Annotated in this window: 16 protein-coding genes, 1 tRNA gene and 1 pseudogene; 10 read left to right on the forward strand and 8 right to left on the reverse strand. The window is 66.0% G+C overall.

Annotation, left to right across the window (positions count from 1 at the left end):
• The first annotated feature begins 4 nt into the window (after window positions 1-4).
• Both J0I42_RS07720 and J0I42_RS07725 read left to right on the forward strand, forming a co-directional pair.
• Window positions 5-1,006 carry a WD40 repeat domain-containing protein gene (locus J0I42_RS07720; protein ID WP_465247659.1) on the forward strand — a complete coding sequence of 334 codons (1,002 nt, stop codon included), beginning with the start codon at window positions 5-7 and terminating at the stop codon, window positions 1,004-1,006.
• Between the two features lie 5 nt (window positions 1,007-1,011).
• Window positions 1,012-1,299 carry a hypothetical protein gene (locus J0I42_RS07725; RefSeq protein ID WP_291654236.1) on the forward strand — a complete coding sequence of 96 codons (288 nt, stop codon included), beginning with the start codon at window positions 1,012-1,014 and terminating at the stop codon, window positions 1,297-1,299.
• On the opposite strand, the gene J0I42_RS07730 is transcribed toward J0I42_RS07725, so the two are convergent.
• Both J0I42_RS07730 and J0I42_RS07735 read right to left on the reverse strand, forming a co-directional pair.
• Window positions 1,296-2,120 carry an OmpA/MotB family protein gene (locus J0I42_RS07730; protein ID WP_291654237.1) on the reverse strand — a complete coding sequence of 275 codons (825 nt, stop codon included), beginning with the start codon at window positions 2,118-2,120 and terminating at the stop codon, window positions 1,296-1,298. The two genes, J0I42_RS07725 and J0I42_RS07730, sit on opposite strands and share 4 nt — an antisense overlap.
• 15 nt (window positions 2,121-2,135) lie before the next feature.
• Window positions 2,136-2,906, reverse strand: coding sequence for a motility protein A (locus J0I42_RS07735; protein ID WP_291654238.1), 771 nt, complete (start codon window positions 2,904-2,906; stop codon window positions 2,136-2,138).
• Between the two features lie 241 nt (window positions 2,907-3,147).
• Between J0I42_RS07735 and J0I42_RS07740 the strand changes: the two genes are divergently transcribed.
• A complete protein-coding gene (locus J0I42_RS07740; protein ID WP_291654239.1) occupies window positions 3,148-4,962 on the forward strand; it encodes a glucan ABC transporter ATP-binding protein/ permease in 1,815 nt (604 codons plus the stop codon).
• 157 nt (window positions 4,963-5,119) lie between these two features.
• Here the strand turns inward: J0I42_RS07740 and aroB are convergent, their stop codons facing one another.
• On the reverse strand, window positions 5,120-6,265 hold the full coding sequence (gene aroB, locus J0I42_RS07745; protein ID WP_291654240.1) for a 3-dehydroquinate synthase: 1,146 nt from the start codon (window positions 6,263-6,265) through the stop codon (window positions 5,120-5,122).
• Window positions 6,262-6,912, reverse strand: coding sequence for a shikimate kinase (locus J0I42_RS07750; RefSeq protein ID WP_465247655.1), 651 nt, complete (start codon window positions 6,910-6,912; stop codon window positions 6,262-6,264). The genes aroB and J0I42_RS07750 overlap by 4 nt, the downstream gene beginning before the upstream one ends.
• Before the next feature lie 111 nt (window positions 6,913-7,023).
• Here J0I42_RS07750 and J0I42_RS07755 point away from each other — a divergent pair, with 111 nt between their 5' ends.
• The gene (locus tag J0I42_RS07755; RefSeq protein ID WP_465247656.1) at window positions 7,024-7,197 is read left to right on the forward strand and encodes a histidine kinase; all 174 of its coding nucleotides are present in this window, start codon (window positions 7,024-7,026) and stop codon (window positions 7,195-7,197) included.
• Window positions 7,194-8,123 (forward strand): site-specific tyrosine recombinase XerD, encoded by a 930-nt coding sequence (locus tag J0I42_RS07760; RefSeq protein WP_291654241.1) that lies wholly within the window; start codon window positions 7,194-7,196, stop codon window positions 8,121-8,123. Before J0I42_RS07755 ends, J0I42_RS07760 begins: the two co-directional genes overlap by 4 nt.
• 6 nt (window positions 8,124-8,129) lie before the next feature.
• Here J0I42_RS07760 and J0I42_RS07765 read toward each other — a convergent pair whose 3' ends face one another.
• Complete coding sequence (locus J0I42_RS07765; RefSeq protein ID WP_291654242.1) at window positions 8,130-8,828, reverse strand: carbonic anhydrase; 699 nt, start codon at window positions 8,826-8,828, stop codon at window positions 8,130-8,132.
• Window positions 8,829-9,078: 250 nt separating this feature from the next.
• On the opposite strand from J0I42_RS07765, the gene J0I42_RS07770 reads away from it, so the two are divergent.
• Together J0I42_RS07770 and J0I42_RS07775 are read left to right on the forward strand one after the other, a co-directional pair.
• Entirely contained in the window at window positions 9,079-10,572 is a 1,494-nt protein-coding gene (locus J0I42_RS07770; RefSeq protein WP_291654243.1) for an amidase, read from the forward strand.
• Between the two features lie 44 nt (window positions 10,573-10,616).
• The gene (locus J0I42_RS07775) at window positions 10,617-12,200 is read left to right on the forward strand and encodes an ABC transporter substrate-binding protein (RefSeq protein ID WP_291654244.1); all 1,584 of its coding nucleotides are present in this window, start codon (window positions 10,617-10,619) and stop codon (window positions 12,198-12,200) included.
• Window positions 12,201-12,248: 48 nt separating this feature from the next.
• Here J0I42_RS07775 and J0I42_RS07780 read toward each other — a convergent pair whose 3' ends face one another.
• Window positions 12,249-13,844 (reverse strand): gamma-glutamyltransferase, encoded by a 1,596-nt coding sequence (locus J0I42_RS07780; RefSeq protein ID WP_291654245.1) that lies wholly within the window; start codon window positions 13,842-13,844, stop codon window positions 12,249-12,251.
• Between the two features lie 110 nt (window positions 13,845-13,954).
• Window positions 13,955-14,245 (reverse strand): YggT family protein, encoded by a 291-nt coding sequence (locus J0I42_RS07785; protein WP_291654246.1) that lies wholly within the window; start codon window positions 14,243-14,245, stop codon window positions 13,955-13,957.
• Window positions 14,246-14,365: 120 nt separating this feature from the next.
• On the opposite strand from J0I42_RS07785, the gene J0I42_RS07790 reads away from it, so the two are divergent.
• Window positions 14,366-14,441 (forward strand) — tRNA-Ala (locus tag J0I42_RS07790).
• Window positions 14,442-14,524: 83 nt separating this feature from the next.
• Here J0I42_RS07790 and J0I42_RS07795 read toward each other — a convergent pair.
• On the reverse strand, window positions 14,525-15,208 hold the full coding sequence (locus J0I42_RS07795; RefSeq protein ID WP_291654247.1) for a GntR family transcriptional regulator: 684 nt from the start codon (window positions 15,206-15,208) through the stop codon (window positions 14,525-14,527).
• 321 nt (window positions 15,209-15,529) lie between these two features.
• Between J0I42_RS07795 and J0I42_RS07800 the strand changes: the two genes are divergently transcribed.
• Together J0I42_RS07800 and J0I42_RS07805 are read left to right on the forward strand one after the other, a co-directional pair.
• The gene (locus J0I42_RS07800; RefSeq protein ID WP_291654248.1) at window positions 15,530-17,062 is read left to right on the forward strand and encodes an ABC transporter substrate-binding protein; all 1,533 of its coding nucleotides are present in this window, start codon (window positions 15,530-15,532) and stop codon (window positions 17,060-17,062) included.
• Window positions 17,059-17,348: pseudogene (locus J0I42_RS07805) on the forward strand (glutathione ABC transporter permease GsiC); the annotation flags it as partial. The gene J0I42_RS07800 and the pseudogene J0I42_RS07805, both read left to right, overlap by 4 nt.

The raw sequence follows: 17,348 nt of genomic DNA on the forward strand, positions 1-17,348 counted from the left end.
GACGATGACCCCACCCGTCTCGCTGCGCGAGCATGTCACCCCGATCACTGCCGAGACGCATGTCGTCGCGGTTCACTGGCTGAAGCAGGGGCTGGTGCTCGCGCTGGCCGACGGGCGCGTGCTGCGCTGGCGCGATGGCGTTGTCGTGGACGGCGTCGAGGCCCATGCCGGTGGTATCCTCTGCGCCACCGGCGACGGCGAGCGCCTGATTTCCGGCGGCGATGACGGACGTGTCGTCGCCACTCGCTTCGAAGGCGAGCCGGAAGAGCTGGCGAAGGACCAGAAGCGCCGCTGGATCGATGCGATCACACTATCGCCTGCCGGCAATCTCGCCTGGAACACCGGCAAGACCGTGCAGGCCCGCGACGAGAAGGGCCGCGTCCGCACGCTGGAGGCGGCGAGCACGCCGCAGGGCCTCGTCTTCGCGCCGAAGGGCTATCGCCTCGCCATCGCCCAGATGAACGGCGTCTTGCTCTGGTATCCCAATACCGAGGCGAAGCCGGAATTCCTGGAATGGAAGGGCTCGCATATCGACGTCGTCTGGTCGCCGGATGGGCGCTTCGTCGTCTCCTCGATGCAGGAGAACGCGCTGCATGGCTGGAAGCTCGGCGACAAGCCAGGCCATATGCGGATGACCGGCTATCCGGCCAAGCCGCGTTCGCTGTCCTGGTCGCATGACGGGCTCTGGCTCGCCTCAAGTGGCGCGGATGGCGCGATCGTCTGGCCGTTCCAGGGCGACGGGCCGCAGGGCAAGGCGCCGCGCGAATGCGGCGTGCGCCATGCCCGCGTCACCCGCGTCGCCTTCCACCCGGGCGCGCTGGTGCTGGCGATCGGCTACGATGACGGCTGCATCCTGATGGTCCGCCTGACCGACGGCTCCGAATTGCTGGTGCGCCCGGCCCTGCGCGGCAGCGGTATCAGCGCCTTCGCCTGGGACAAGGCCGGCAAGCGGCTCGCCTTCGGCGCCGAGGATGGCGCGGCCGGCGTGCTCGTGCTGCCGGGCTGAGCGCGATGCGCTTCGGTCTCTTCGGCAAGCCGGAGACCCGCAAGAGCGGCGATGCGAAGGCCGAAGCGAAGGCTCTGGCGGAGCGACTGAAGGGTCAGGTCAGGGAGCAACTCGGCCTGCCCGAAACGACGGCGATTGCCGTCAACGAGATCATCTGCGCCGATCCCGCTTGCCCGGGCAACGAAACGGTCATCCTCGTGATGAAGCCGGGCGAGAAGACCCGCGCCTACAAGCTGCAGATGGCGATGGTCGAGGTGACCGCAAAAGCGCTGGCCGAAGTCCTCGGCTTTTAAGGCTTCAAGCCGTTCGGGATAGCCGGCGCCTCGGCCTTCAGCACGATTCCGACCCGGCGGTTATAGGGCAGGTAGGGATTGTCCTTGATCAGCGGCTCGGTATCGCCTCGGCCGGTGACCGAGGTGAAACGCTCGTTCGGCACGCCGGCATTGGCGAGGATCTCGCGCACGGCGCTGGCGCGGGTGACGGAGAGGGTCCAGAGGTCGCCCTCGGGCGCTTCGCCCGGTCGCGGCGTGGCGCTGTGGCCGGAGATGGCGATCTTGTTGGGCATGCGTCGCAGCGTCGGTGCGACGGCGGCCAGGACCTTGCGCATGCGCTCGTTCGGCTGGGCCGAGCCGGGGGCGAACATGGCGCGGCCTTCCTGATCGACGAGCTGGATGTCGATGCCGGCCTCGGAGACCTCGACCAGTACGTTGCGTGAGATCTCGGCGATCTCCGGCATGTCGCGCAGCGCCTGGCGCAGCGAGGCGGCAGCGAGTGCGAAGCCGCGGTCGAAGGTCGCCGACATCAGGCCGTCGTCCTTCTGGTTGTGCTGGCTTGGGCCCGGCGTGTCCGTCGCCTCCTCGAGAGGGCGGATATGGGCGTTCTTGATATGGCTCTTGGTCGGGATGCCGTCGCGCTCGACGATGCCGGCGAGCCGGACATCGGTCTGCGTGCCGAAGGCCTCGCGCATCGAGCCTGCGACGATCTGGAGCTTCTGCTTGTCCTGGCTCGAATAGGCCGCGACCATGACGAAGAACGCCATCAGCAGCGCCATCAGGTCGGCGAAGGTCACGAACCAGCCGTGACCGCCATGGCCTCCGCGTTTTTTCTTGGCCATGGCCTCAGGTCCCGATCATGCCGCTTCGGCCATTTCTGCGCGGTGATGGTCCGGCAGATAGGCGAGCAGCATTTCACGAACCAGCGTCGGGCTCTTGGCGTCGCGCATCTGCAGTACGCCGTCGATGATCAGCGTGCGCGAGATCTCCTCCTCCTCCAGCTTGATGTGCAGCTTGTCCGCGATCGGCAGCGTGAACATGTTGGCGACCATGGCGCCGTAGAGCGTCGCCAGGAGAGCCGTCGCCATGGCGGGCCCGAGCTTGGAGGGGTCCGACATGTTCGCGAACATGGTCACCATGCCGAGAATCGTGCCGATCATGCCCCAGGCGGGTGCGCAGTCGCCGATGGCACGGTAGACCTTCGAACCTTCGTCGAGCCGCTGCAGGAAGTTGTCGCGATCGCGCTCCATCGTGTCGCGGATGAAGTCCTTGTCGTAGCCGTCGGCGATATAGCGCAGGCCCTGAGCCAGGAACGGGTCGGAGACCTCGACGTTTTCGAGCGCGACCGGGCCACTCTTGCGGGCGATCTCGGCGACGCGCGTGATCTCGTCGATCAGTTCGCGCGGATGAATCGAGCGCATGGTGAAGGCGAAGCGGACACCCATCGGCAGGCCGTTGGCGATCACCGAGAAGGGGAAACGCAGCATCGTGGCCGCGGTCGCGCCGCCGAAGATGATGATCGCGGCGTGCTTGTCCCAGTAAGCGGCGAAATTGCCGCCATCGATCAAGATCAGGGCAACGACCGTGGCGATACCACCCAGAATACCTGCGCCGGTGGCGAGATCCATGACAACACCCTGATGCACGCGCCGCACCGGGATCGCAGCCGGGGCTTTTCGCAGTGCGTAAACCATAAGAGGTGCTGGTTGAACGAAGCGTTAAGGTTGACCGCTTGCCCGGCGCTCCGGATTCGCTGGATGGTCGTGCGCTCTGCCGGGCGCGAAATGGCGATCCACGTCTTGTTCGGACGTGGGATTTATCCGAAAAGCGGAATGTACTTTCCGGTCCGATGTTCCAAAGCTCGTCGCGATGTCTCTGCTCTCGCTCTATGCCCGCGTCCTTGGCGAACTCGGCCCGGAAAGGCGTTTGGGGGTCATCCTGGCGCTGGCCAATATCGTTCTGGCTGCGGTCGCCTTTGCCGAGCCGATGCTGTTCGGCGCGCTGATCGACCGCCTGACCACGATCCAGGCCTCGGGCGGGACGTTGACCTGGGGCGGTATCAACCTGCTGATCATTGCCTGGGTCGGTTTCGGTCTCGCCAACATCGCTATCGGCGTCTTCGTCGCGCTGCATGCCGACAGGCTCGCCCACCGCGCCCGACTGACGGTGATGGCCCGCTATTTCGAGCATGCGCTCACCTTGCCGCTCGCCTACCATACCCAGACCCATTCCGGCCGCGTCCTCAAGGTGATGCTCGACGGCACCAATGCGATGTGGGGTCTCTGGCTGTCCTTCTTCCGCGAGCATTGCGCCTCGGCTGTCGCGCTGTTCGTGCTCCTGCCCTTCACGATCTGGAAGAACTGGCAGCTCGGCCTGCTCCTGGTCGTGCTGGTGGTCCTGTTCGGTTCGCTAACCGCCTTCGTGCTGCGCAAGACCGATCGTCTGCAGAGCAATGTCGAGGCTTATCATTCCAATCTGGCGGAGCGTGCCTCGGACGCGCTCGGCAATGTGCCGGTGATCCAGAGTTTCACCCGCATCGAGGCCGAGGTACGCGGTCTGCGCTCGACGATCGCGAATGTGCTGGCGGCGCAGTTGCCGGTGCTGTCCTGGTGGGCGGTCGCCAATGTCGCGACGCGTGCTTCGGCGACGCTGACCGTGCTCCTGATCTTCATCGTCGGCACCTGGCTCCTGATGCACGGCCAGACGACGGTCGGCGAGATCGTCACCTTCATGGGTTTCGCCACCATGCTGGTTGGACGCCTGGAACAGATCGTCAGCTTCGTGAACTTCATCTTCATGCAGGCGCCGAAGATGCGCGAGTTCTTCGAGGTGCTCGACACACTGCCGAGCGTGCGCGACCTGCCCAGCGCCAAGGATCCCGGCCGGCTCGAAGGCGCGGTCGCCTTCGAGGATGTCTCCTTCTCCTATGACGGCAAGCGCGCCGCCGTGCGCGACGTCTCCTTCACCGTGAAGCCCGGCGAGACCATCGCCGTCGTCGGCTCGACCGGGTCGGGCAAGTCGACGACGCTTGGCCTGCTGCACCGCGCGTTCGATCCTCAATCGGGCCGGATCACCGTCGACGGCACCGACATCCGCGAGATTTCGCTGCTCTCGCTCCGGCGCAATATCGGCGTCGTCTTCCAGGAACCGATGCTGTTCGCCCGCTCGATCCGCGAGAATCTGCTGGTCGGCAAGCCGGACGCGACCGATGCTGAAATGATGCAGGCGCTCGAACGCGCACAGGCCGCCGAAGTGATGGCGCGCCAGGCAGACGGGCTCGATACCCTGGTCGGCGAGCGCGGCCGCACGCTATCCGGGGGCGAGCGCCAACGTTTCTCGATCGCGCGCGCGCTGCTCAAGAATCCACCTGTCCTGATCCTCGACGAGGCGACCTCGGCGCTCGATGCGGCGACAGAGGTCAAGCTGCAGAAGGCGCTCGAGGAGGTGATGAAGAATCGCACGACCTTCGTCATCGCACACCGCCTTGCGACGATCCGCAATGCCGACCGCATCCTCGTCTTCGAGCAGGGACAGGTCGAGGAAATGGGCACTTTCGACGAACTCGTCGCCAAGGGCGGGCGCTTCGCGGCGCTGGCGCGGGCGCAGTATCTCGTCAGCGACAGGCCGGCCGGGGCAACCGAGGAGGCGCCGAGTCCACTGGCGCAGAAAATCCTTCCGGACTGACGAGCATTCCGGTTCCGAGCGTATCCGCTCCACGCCGGGCGTCAGCGTGGCCCGTTCCACAGATGGAGCCCGGGCATGGCGAATTCGCGCGATGTCGTGATCCCCGGACCGGTCGTCGCACCTGTCCCTCGGTTCAGGTTGGCCCGCATTCTCGAGCTCAGGCGCCGGAAGCCAACTCCGCCTCGATGAAGGCGCGCACCTCGTCGGCTGCGACGCCCGGTGCGATGAAGCTCTTGCCGATGCCGCGGGCGAGGATGAAGGTCAGCACGCCGCGCTTGACCTTCTTGTCCTGTGCCATGGCGTTGACGATCTCCTCGGCGCTGCCTACTCCGCCCGGCACCTGCTGCAATCGGCTTGGCAGGCCGATATGGTCGAGATGTCGGGCGACGCGGCCCGCATCCTGCCCGGAGCAGAGACCGAGGCGCTGAGAGAAGCGGAATGCCTGCGCCAGGCCGATCGCGACGGCCTCGCCATGGACGAGGCGGCTGGAATCATAGTTCGTCAGCCGTTCCAGCGCATGGGCGAAGGTATGACCGAGATTGAGCAGGGCGCGGTCGCCTTCCTCGCGTTCGTCGCGGGCGACGATCGCGGCCTTGGCGCGGCAGGAGACGGCGACGGCATGGTCGCGCTCGGGCCCGCCGGCAATGACGCGGCTCCAGTTCGCCTCGCACCAGTCGAAGAAGTCGGGATCGTCGATCAGCCCGTATTTCACCACCTCGGCATAGCCGGCCTTGAACTCGCGCTCGCTCAGCGTATCCAGCAACGCGGTGTCGGCGATGACGAGCGCCGGCTGGTGGAAGGCGCCGATCAGGTTCTTGCCATGAGGCGAGTTGATGCCGGTCTTGCCGCCGACCGAGGAATCGACCTGGGCGAGGAGCGTGGTCGGCACCTGCACGAAGCGCACGCCACGTCGCAGCACTGCTGCCGCGAAGCCGGTGAGATCGCCGACGACGCCGCCGCCGAAGGCGATGACGAGATCATTACGCTCGATCTTGGCCGCCAGCAGGGCATCGCAGAGCGTGACGAACTGGGCGTAGGATTTGGAGGCCTCGCCCGGTGGGATGGTGATGCGGGTCGCATTGATGCCTTCCTGCTGCAGGCAGGTCTCGAAGGCCGCGGCATGCAGCGTAGCGACGCTTTCGTCGGTGACGAGCGCCGCCTTGGCGCCGGGTGCGAAGGCGGCGATCAGGGCCGCTGCCTCGCAGAGCTGGTGGCGGCCGATATGGATGTCGTAGCCGCGGCCTTCGAGCGCCACGGGGACGATGATGCGGGCGCCGGTCTTCTCGGGCGTGGTGGCGTTCATGATGCTGTCGCTCCGGCTGCCGGCCCGAGATAGTCGCCCAATGCGGCAATGGTTTCGCCGACCACGACTTCGTGAGGCTCGTCGCTCGACTGGATGGTGATGTCGGCCAGCGCATAAACCGGCTCGCGCTCGGCCAGCATCCGGCGCAGCGTCGCTTCGGGATCGGCTGTCTGAAGCAAGGGCCGGTTCGAACGCTTGCGGACGCGGCGCATCAGCACGTCGGGCTCGGCCTTGAGCCAGACCGAGATACCGAGTTCCTTCACCCGGGCGCGCGTCTCGGCATTCATGAACGCGCCGCCGCCGGTCGCCAGCACCAGAGGGGCGCGGGTCGCCAGCACGCGGCTGATGACGCGTCGCTCGCCTTCGCGGAACTCGGCCTCGCCGCGCTGTGCGAAGATCTCGGGGATCGTCATATGGGCGGCCGTCTCGATCTCGGTATCGGCATCGACGAAGGGCAGGCCGAGGCGGGTCGCCAGCCTGCGGCCGACGGAACTCTTGCCGGAGCCCATCATGCCGACGAGCACGATGGCGCGCGCACCGATAACGGCGCGAAGATCGGTCATGTCGGGCGTGGCGATGGAAGCGGCGGCAGTCATTTCAGCGATGTCCTCGGCACGGCTGTAGCATGCGGTCGTCGGCTGCGTCATGCCCCTGTCATGCGTTCGAGCGCGCTTTGCCATGGCGCCGTGGCCAACGGGCCCTTGCGCGGCGCGGTTGCGATCGGGGATAACGGGGCGGGTGCCGGGATTGCGCGCACCATGAGCGATTGCGAAAGTCCGCCCCACGTGCCGACGCTGTTCCGTTTTCTGGCTTTCATCGCGATCATTGCCGGGCTGATCTTCGGAGGCATGATCGCACTCGTCACCTTCGTCGAGCCGGTTCAGCGCGAGATGATCGAGATCGTGCCGCCTTCAAAACTGCAGCCGAAATGAGCCGTCTGGCGCGCCAGCGTCTGAATGCCTTCCTCGACATGCTGGCGGCCGAGCGCGGCGCCGCGCGCAACACGCTCGACGCCTATGAGCGTGATATCGCGGATTATCTGGAATTCATCGGTGGCAGGGCGGTGGGTGATGCGACGGCGAACGATATCCGCGGCTGGCTTGCCGATCTCGCGGCGCGCGGGCTCAAGGCCTCCTCCGCGGCGCGGCGGCTCTCGGCCGTGCGCCAGTTTCACCGTTTCCTCTATACCGAGGGTATGGCCGCGACCGATCCTTCCGCGGCCATCGCTGGCCCGCGCCTCGGCCGGCCTTTGCCGAAGGTGGTGACGGTCTCCGATGTCGACCGTTTGCTGGAGGCGGCGCGGGAGGCTTGCGAGCGCGAGGGCATTGCGGCGGCCACCCGATCGAAGGCCCTGCGCATGCGCTGTCTCGTCGAGATGCTCTACGCCACGGGCCTGCGTGTTTCCGAACTGATCGCGCTGCCGCTTTCGGCTGCGACGACGCGCGAGCGCTTCCTGATCGTGCGTGGCAAGGGCGACAAGGAGCGGCTGGTGCCGCTGAACGATGCCGCCCGTCAGGCAGCTCGCGACTGGCTGGAGGCCTTGAAGGAGGAGGAGAGGGCGGATGGGCGCTGGCTCTTCCCGTCGGATGGCGAGAGCGGGCATCTGACGCGTCAGGTTTTCGCGCGCGACCTCAAATCGCTGGCCGGAGCGGTGGGGCTTTCGGCCGCGGCCTTGAGCCCGCATGTCCTGCGCCATGCCTTCGCCAGCCATCTGTTGCAGAATGGCGCCGATCTCCGGGTCGTGCAGGAGCTTCTGGGCCATGCCGACATCGCGACGACGCAAATCTACACCCATGTCCTCGACGAGCGATTGAAGAGCATGGTGCGTGATCTCCATCCCCTCGCGGATGGAGAGTGAGGCGCTTCACGCCTCCGCGCAGCGGATCTGCTGGACGCGCTTGGGCATCTCGCCGACGGCGGGGATGAACTGGCCAGTCGCATTGTCCAGGATCATCAGCACGCCGGTGGCGACGGCGAAATAGGCGCCGTGCAGATGCAGCTTGCCCTTGCTCTCCAGAATCTGAACGCAAGGGAAGGTGCGCAGGTTGGCGAGCGACTGCTGGATCGAGGCCAGCTCCAATCGGTGGAGATAGTCCTCGAAGCTCTCGTTGCGCCCCCGCCCGCCAGTGCGCTCGGCCGCGGGGCTGATCAGCGTGATCCATTTGCCGATGAAATCGCCTGGGGAAAGCGCCTGCTGGCTGTCGTCCGCGAAGGCGCGGATGCCGCCGCAGCGACCGTGTCCGAGAACGACGATATGCCGAACCTTAAGCGCCTGGATGGCGTATTCGAGCGCCGCCGAGGTGCCGTGGAGCTGGTCGTCAGGCTGAAAGGGCGGCACCAGATTGGCGATGTTGCGCGCGACGAACATCTCGCCGGGCTTCGCATCGAAGATGACTTCCGGCGAAACGCGCGAGTCGCAGCAGCCGATCAGCATGATCTGCGGCGTCTGGCCGTGCTCGCCGAGCTCTTCGTAGCGGTTCTGTTCGCGGATGAAACGATCGTCGAGGAAGGCGCGGTAGCCTTCCGTCAGGCGCTGCGGGAATGGCTCTGCAGGCTTGTCCATGAATCTGTGGAATAGGAAACCGGTGCCTTCGTCAAGTCAATGTTGCGGTGCGATATCGCTCAATCCATCTGCTGGCCCTTGCGCAGGCGGGTTTCTGGAAGGCCTCAGAGCGTTCACGAACCCGCGCATGGGGAAGGGCCCTCATGCGTCATCCGGTCATCGACATATCGATCCCGTCGCCTAGTCTGCGTGGGTTGCCCGGCGCGGCATGGCGCTTGCGCGAGGGCTGTGCGCGACGGAGACACCTGCCTTGACCGAACCTTGCGATCTCAGCGCCGTTGCCGCGCGCGCCCTCATAGGCGCCAAGAAGCTGTCTGCCCGCGAACTGCTCGACAGCTGCATCCGCCGCATGGATGCGATCGATCCCGCCGTGAATGCGATGGTCGCGCGCGACGACGACAAGGCGCGCCAGGATGCGGCAAAGGCCGATGAGGCCACCGTACGCGGCGATCCGCTCGGGCCCCTGCATGGATTGCCGATCGGCATCAAGGATCTCGAGAACACGGCCGGCCTGCGCACCACCTATGGCAGCGCGCTCTATCGCGATTTCGTGCCCAAGGAAGACCAGTTCATCGTCGCGTCCGTGCGTAAGGCTGGCGCAATCATCGCCGGCAAGACCAACACCCCGGAATGGGGGGCCGGCGCCAATACCCGCAACGCCGTCTATGGCGCGACCGGCAATCCGTTCGATCCCTCGAAGAGTGCGGCCGGGTCCTCCGGCGGCTCCGGTGTCGTGCTGGCGACCAACATGGTGCCGCTCGCAACCGGTTCCGATACCGGCGGCTCGCTGCGCAATCCGGCTGCGTTCAACGGCATTGTCGGCTTTCGGCCGACGCCCGGTCTCGTTCCGAGCGAGAAGCGCCAGCTCGGCTGGTCTCCGCTGCCAGTGCTCGGCCCGATGGCGCGCAATCTGCCGGACCTGTGCCTGCTGCTCTCGACCATGGTCTCGGACGACCGCGCCGATCCGCTGGCGACCACGATCCACGGCAGAACCGTGCGGCGGCCGGAGGATTTCGCCCGTCCCGATGCGATCGACCTTGCCTCGCTCAAGGTGGCGCTGACCCCTGATTTCGGCTTTGCGCCGACCGAACGCCTGATCCGCGACACGTTCTTCGACAAGACCAGAGCCTTCAGTCATCTCTTCCGGGCTGCCGACGAGGCGACGCCGGATTGCGAAGGCACGGACGAGGTCTTCGAAATCCTGCGCGCGAGCAACTTCCTCGCGGCGCATCTCGACAAGGTTCGCGACACGCCGGACATGGTCGGGCCCAACGTCCGGGCCAATGTCGAGGAGGGCCTGGGCTATTCCGCACTCGACGTCACCCGCGCGATGAAGCAGCAGACGGTGATCTACCAGCGCTGGCAGCGCTTCTTCGAGGATTACGACGTCATCCTCTCGCCGGCGGTGACGTTGAGCCCGCGGCCCTGGACCGAGCTCTTCCCCTCGGAGATCGACGGCAAGCCGACCCGGACCTATTTCCACTGGCTGGCGGCGGCCTATGCCGTCACCATCGTCGGCCATCCCGCGATTTCGCTGCCGGTCGGGCTCGACCGAAACGGCATGCCTTTCGGCCTACAGATCGTCGGCCCGCGCGGCGGCGACGCCAAGGTTCTGGCAGTGGCGGCGGCTCTGGAAGCGGCGCTCGCGGGCGATCCGCTGACCGCGCGTCCGGTGCCGGACCTCGTCCGGCTCGCCAAGGCCCGGCCGCTCAGCGAGAGCCGGAACTTCATGGGCTTCGCCTGAGCCCGGACCTGCGTTCCAAACCAATCATAATGGGGAGAGTACGGATGAAGCGTCGTGATTTTCTGATGGGGACGGCCGCGCTCGGTCTTGCCGGTCCGGCCCTGCCGCAGCTCGCCTCGGCGCAGGCCAGCACAACGCTGATGAAATTCGTTCCGCAGGCCAACCTGTCCTCGCTGGACCCGGTCTGGACCACCGCGACGGTGACCAACAACCACGGGTACTATGTCTTCGACATGCTCTACGGGGCGGACGAGAACCTGAAGCCGCAGCCGCAGATGGCTGAGGGGCACGAGGTTTCGGCCGATGGTAAGACCTGGCGCATCAAGCTGCGCCAGGGTCTGAGCTTCCATGACGGCACGCCGGTTAAGGCGATCGACTGCGCCGCGAGCCTCAAGCGCTGGACGCAGCGCGACCCTTACGGCCAGTTGCTCGGCCGGGCGGTCGAGGAATGGGGCGCACCCGACGAGCACACGGTCGAGATCAAGCTCAAGCGCCCCTTCCCGATGATGCTGGACTGCCTGGCGAAATCCGACCAGCCGCCGATCATCATGCCGGAACGCCTGGCAAAGACCGACGCCAATACGCAGGTGACCGAGATGGTCGGTTCGGGTCCCTACAAGTTCGTCGCGTCAGGCTATGTCTCGGGCAGCAAGGTCGTCTACGAGAAATTCGAAGGCTACAAGCCGCGCGCCGAGCCGCCGAGCCGCAATGCCGGCGGCAAGGTCGCGCATTTCAAGCGGATCGAGTGGAACATCCTGCCCGATCCCGCGACCTCCGCCGCAGCACTGACCACCGGCGAGGTCGATTGGTGGGAGCGCCCGCTCACCGACCTGCAGCCGATGCTGGCGAGCAACAAGGATATCAAGCAGGAGGTCATCGATAAGGCCGGGCGCGGCGCGATCATCCGTCTCAATCATCTGCAGGCACCCTTCAACAATCCCAAGGTGCGCGCGGCCGTGCGCATGGCGGTGAAGCAGGAAGATTATATGCGCGCGGCCCAGGGTGACGACACCACGCTCTGGCAGACCTGCCGCAGCCTGTGGTGGCGCGGCACGCCCTATTACGATGGCGAGCAGGAAGACCTGATGCCGCAGAGCCTGGAGAAGGCGAAGGCGGCGCTGAAGGAATCCGGCTACAATGGCGAGAAGGTCGTCATCATCAACCCGACCGATTTCCCAGATATCGGTCCGCTCGGCGAGGTGACTTTCGAGTTGCTGAAGCAACTCGGCATGAATGTCGAGATGGCGGCGAGCGACTGGGGCACGGTCGTGCAGCGCCGCGGCAGCCGCGAAGCGACCGAGAAGGGCGGCTGGAGTATCTTCCACACCACGGGCTCGGCGACGAGCTGGAGCAATCCGGCGATGTCGTCGCTGGTGCGCGGGCAGGGCGACAAGGGCTGGTTCGGCTGGTGGAAGAGCGATGCCGCCGAGGCACTGGCCGAGGAATGGCTCTACGCGCCCGACGAAGCGGCCCAGCGGAAGAGCGCCAAGGCGCTGGCCCGATTGGCGCTGGAGGAGGTCGCGACCATTCCGCTCGGACAGTTCGTCAGCCGCACGGCCTATCGCAAGGACATGACCGGGATGCTCGCCGGTTCGGCGCCGTATCCGTGGGGCCTCAAGCGGGGTTGATCACTAGGCGATACGGAAAAGGGCGGCCTCAGGGCCGCCCTTTTTGTTTCAGCGCGTCGCGGCCACTGCCGCCGACCAGGGCGAGGCAGCGTCGCTCGATCCTTCCGCGCCATTCCTGTCGACGCGGACGAAGTTCGGGCAGGCGAAGTTGATCGGCAGCACGCTGTGCTCGACGATCGCGGTCGGCCCGGCCGCCTCCAGAGCAGCGAGGGTCTCGGCCGGCAGGCGCAGATCGGCGCTGGTCGAATCCGGACCGGAGACGTCGATGCGCGGCTGGTGCGCGGTTGCCTCGGTGCCCATGCCGAAATCGAGCTGCCAGGCCAGCGTCTGGTAGATGCTGGCAAGGATGCGGCGCCCGCCGGAGGAGCCCATCGCCTGGCGCGGCCAGCCGCCGTCCTTCGGCGTGACCACGACCGGGCACATGTTGCAGAGCGGGCGGGCGCCCGGCGCGATGGCATTGGCGCTGCCGGGGCGCGGATCGAACCACATCATGCCGTTGTTCATCAGCACGCCTGTCGACGGCAGCACGACCCGGCTGCCCATCGAGGAGAGCAGGGTCGTGGTGACCGTGACGAGATTGCCCTCGCCGTCGACCACGGTGAGATGGGTCGTGCAGGTATCACCCGGCTCCTTCGCCGTGACTGCGGCGCCGAGACCGTCGAGCCTTTCCCTGTAGGCTTGGCGCATCACCCGCGAGAGTTGCGCGAACCATTCGGCGGAGGGGGCGCTGCCGTCGAGCGGAGCATCGGCCATGCCGGCGATCACGCGTTCCAGGGTCGGCGCGGCGGTGAGTCCGCCGGCGGTGTGGATGAGATGGCTGCCGCGCCAGTCGATGGTTGGCGCATCGCGCAATCCGGCCTTGCAACCGGCCAGATCCTGAGCGTCGACCACGCCGCCGGCCGCGGCGATGTCCGCCACGAGCCGGTTCGCGACATCGCCGCGATAGAAGTCGTCGAGCCCGGCCTTCGCCAGTCGCTCGATCGTGTCGCCCAGGTTCCCGAGTTTCATGAAACCCGGAATGCCCTGATAGGGCGGCACCGGCGGCAATCCGCCGGGCAGATAGATTCGGGCGCTTTCCTCGTAGAGACGCAGGACCGAGGCCGAGGAGGCGATCTTCAGCGTCGTATACCAGTCTGCTGGCAGGCCGCGTTTCGCGAGCGCGATGGCCGGGGCGAGGATGTCGGCGAGCGGCAGCTTCGAGCCGAAGGTTTCCTTCAGCTTCGCGTAGCCGGCGACGGAGGAGGGCGTGACGAAGGAGAGGGGCCCGTGGATATTGCGGTCATCGACCACCTCCGGCCAGGTGAAGAGGTCCTTCTTCATCTCGCCGGTCAGGGGGTAATCGGCGGGATCCGCGCGGTGCGGCGCGACCGGCCCGAAATCGACGACCTGGGCGCGGCTCTCCCCGGCCTTGAGCACGACCGCGAAGCCGATGCCGCCGAGCCCGCTGTTCCAGGGTTCAACCGCGGCCAGCGCGAAGCAGGCGGCGACGGCGGCATCGGCGGCATTGCCGCCCTGTTCGAGGATCGCTGTTCCGGCCTCTGCGGCCTCACGGCTCTGCGAGACGACGATGCCGTGCTTGCCGCGCGCGGCAGGTTTGGTCAGAGCCCAGTTCTGGCTGCGATAGGGGAGGGTGGCAGCGGCCATGCGGAAACCTCGAAGCGTTGGCGAGGCTGCCATACTGCATGCCGTCTGCGGCGGCGTCGAATGCGTCGTGGCGGATCGTGGGCCGCGCCCCGTGCAGGGCGCGGGGGGCCTCAGAAGACGTTGGGATAGATGTAGCGGACGATCACGCTCTGGATGAAATAGATGATCAGCAGCAGGATGATAGGGGAGATGTCCAGGCCGCCGAGATTGGGCAGGCGTTCCCGGATTGGCCGAAGCGCGGGCTCGGTGATGCGATAGATCGCATCCCAGACGGTCGAGACGAACTGGTTGCGCGTGTTGATGACGTTGAACGCGATCAGCCAGCTCAGCACTGCCGAGGCGATCAGAATCCACACATAGATCTGCAGGGCGAGCAGAACCACGTCGAGAACGGCACGCATCGATCTTCCTTCTCAGGCCTGTCCGGAAAGGTGACGCAAGATATCCTCTGCTCGCGCCACAATCAGATGGCGGAAGTGATTGACATCCACGCGACGCACAGCCTAGAAGGCCAGCGCCTTGGGGCTGTAGCTCAGTTGGGAGAGCGCTGCAATCGCACTGCAGAGGTCAGGGGTTCGAATCCCCTCAGCTCCACCAAGGCTTTCCATCACATCACAGGTTTCCGGCACGCGTGGCTGCCGATGCGGTCCGGTGAGGCATGCCGGGCTGCGCCCGACGCGTCAAATCTCGGCAGCCTGTTCCGGCAATCGCGAGATCACTCCGACGATCGGGCGCAGATGCTGTTCCAGGATCGCCAGCGCCCTCTCCTCGTCCCATTCGGAGAGGGCCGCGATCAGGGCGTGATGCTCCTTGCTGATGCGCACGATGCGGGTCGGATCGGTGTTGATCGCGGTCATCGCGACGCGCTGCTGGCGGGCGCCCAGAGATTGATAGAGCTCCGAGAGCACGACATTGCCGAGCGCGGCGATCATGACGAAATGAAACTCGCGGTTGAGCTCGACGCGGTTGAAATAGTCTCCCTGCGGGAGGCGCTCCAGCTCGGCGAGGATCGCGTGCATGTCGGCGGGTAGAGGCAGTTCCTCGCGGCAGATGCGGCGGATCGCATGGCCCTCGATCATGCGGCGGGCCTCGTAGAGGTCGAGCAATTCCTGCGCCGTCACCTGCCTGACGAGGGCACCGCGACGCGGCAGAAGGTCGATGAAGCGCTCGGCCTCCAGCCGATGGAAGGCCTCGCGCACCGGCGTTCGCGAAACGCCGAGCGCCGAGGAGATCTCCTCCTCCTCGATGAAGCAGCCGCCGAGGAAACGGCCGCGCAGGATCTGCTCGCGCACATACAGATAGACCCGTTCCCGGGTCGGCTTCCCGCGCAAGGCAGCCATCTCGTCCTGTTCGATCATGGTCATCGACATCGTGCCCCCTTCGATCTTCCATAGGGCCTTCGAGAGTAGACAACAAAAAATCCGCCACGTATACATGGCGCATCAAGAGCGCGGTTCGTCTGTTCGTCTACAGTGAAGCCGCGCCGGGGAACCGCATGACCGTGCACGCTGCCATTTTGATAGGAAGCCGGATTCCGCGCCGCTCGGCCGGGCCAGTCCGGCCTTGTCGGCTTGCTGGCGCGGCCATCGTCCGCATTCGCCCGGTTCAGCCCTCCCCGTCATCGACGGGAGCCGACAGGGCTTGAAGCCCACGGACAGCCGGACCCAGCAGCAGAGGATCAGCCGATGACCATCTCTCGCCGTTCCGTTCTTGGTGCCGGTCTCGCCGGTCCGCTGCTGGCCTCGCCCTTCCTGATTCGGCCTGCGAGGGCGCAGCGTGCCGCGGGTATCATCCGCTATGGCCTCTCGGCTTTTCCGCCCAACCTCCAGCCATGGGTCTCGACGGGTGCTTCCGCCGGCACCGTCAAGATGCTGATCAACCGCAGCCTCGTCTCCTACGGTTCCAAGGGAGAGCTGCGCGGCGAGCTTGCCGAATCCTGGTCGCGCGATGCCGAGGGCGCCTGGATCTTCAAGCTGCGCAAAGGCTGCGTCTTCCACAATGGCGAGCCGGTCACGGCCGATGACGTGAAGTGGTCGATCGAGCAGATCGCCGGTGAGAAATCCACCGCCTACATGCGCACGCAGTTCCAGTTGATCGAGCGCGTCGAGATTCCCGACCCGCAGACGGTGCGCCTGGTCACAAAGGGGCCGCAGGCGACGCTGCCGAGTTGGTTCGCCAACTACAACACCTTCATCATCTGGCGGAAATCGAATCCGAACGAGCCGATCGGCGCAGGTCCCTTCCGCCTCGTCGGGCAGGAGCGCGGAACCTCGGTCGAACTCGCGGCCTTCGACAAGTTCTACAAGCCGGGAATCCCGAAGGCGAAGGGCATCAAGTTCATCGTCTATGCCGACGAGAACCTGCGCAATGCGGCGCTGATCTCGGGCGATGTCGACATGATCGAATACGTGCCCTGGCAGTCGATGGCGACGGTCGAAGCCGATCCGCGCCTCAAGCTGGACAACCAGGAAGGGCCGTTCATGGACGTGCTCTTCAACGGCACCAAGCCGCCTTTCAACGATCCACGCGTGCGCCGGGCCGTGGCCCATGCCGTGAAGCGCGAGGACATCGTCAAGGTTGCCTTCTTCGGTCGTGGCAAGCCGCTCGAAGGCGTGCCGATCGTCGAGGGCACGCCCTGGTACGACAAGGAACTGGCGCATGGCTGGAACTATGATCCGGCGCGCGCCAAGGCGCTGCTGGCCGAAGCCGGCCATGCCAACGGCTTCCAGACGACCATTCTCGCCACGGCTCAGTTCGGGATGCACAAGGATACCGCCGAGATCGTCCAGCAATATCTCGCCGCGATCGGCATCCAGGCCGAGCTGCAATTGCCGGACTGGTCGACGCGGGTCAGCCGTGGCACGCGCGGCCAGTACGACATCGCGATCCACGGCGTTTCCTCCGACAACAACGATCCGGACGGGCTGACCGTGGTGCTCGACACCTCGCTCTCGCCGACGCATGGACGCTCCTTCAAGGTCGATGCACCGCGAACCGTCGCCGCGCTTGCCCAGGGGCGTGCCGAATTCGATCAGGCCAAGCGCGTCGAGATCTACAAGGAGATGCAGCGGGCCGCCCTGGAGGAGGTGCCGATGGTCGGCCTCGCATGGCGCCAGCAGGGCTATGGCATGGACAAGGGCGTGCAGGGCTTCGCCAACCTGCCCGGCGCGCTTTCCACGTCCTCCGGCATCATGCTCGAGGAGACGTATTTCGGATGAGCGCTGCGTGGCTGGGACGGCGGCTTGCCTTGACCCTGGCGATGGCCTGGGTCGTCGCGACGATCGTTTTCCTGGCGCTGCATATGGTGCCGGGCGATCCTGCGGAGCTTCTGCTGTCGACCTCGGGGGCGATGCCGGATCCTGCGACCGTGCAGGAATTGCGCGAGAAGCTCGGGCTGGACCGGCCTCTCCTGGTCCAGTACGGCCATTTCCTCGGCGGGCTGGCACGTGGCGACCTCGGCGCGTCCCTGATCGACGACTATCCGGTCATCCAGGAGATCGGGCT

Origin of the sequence: Allobosea sp. (assembly GCF_017308015.1) — a bacterium.
Taxonomy (GTDB): Bacteria; Pseudomonadota; Alphaproteobacteria; order Rhizobiales; family Beijerinckiaceae; genus Allobosea.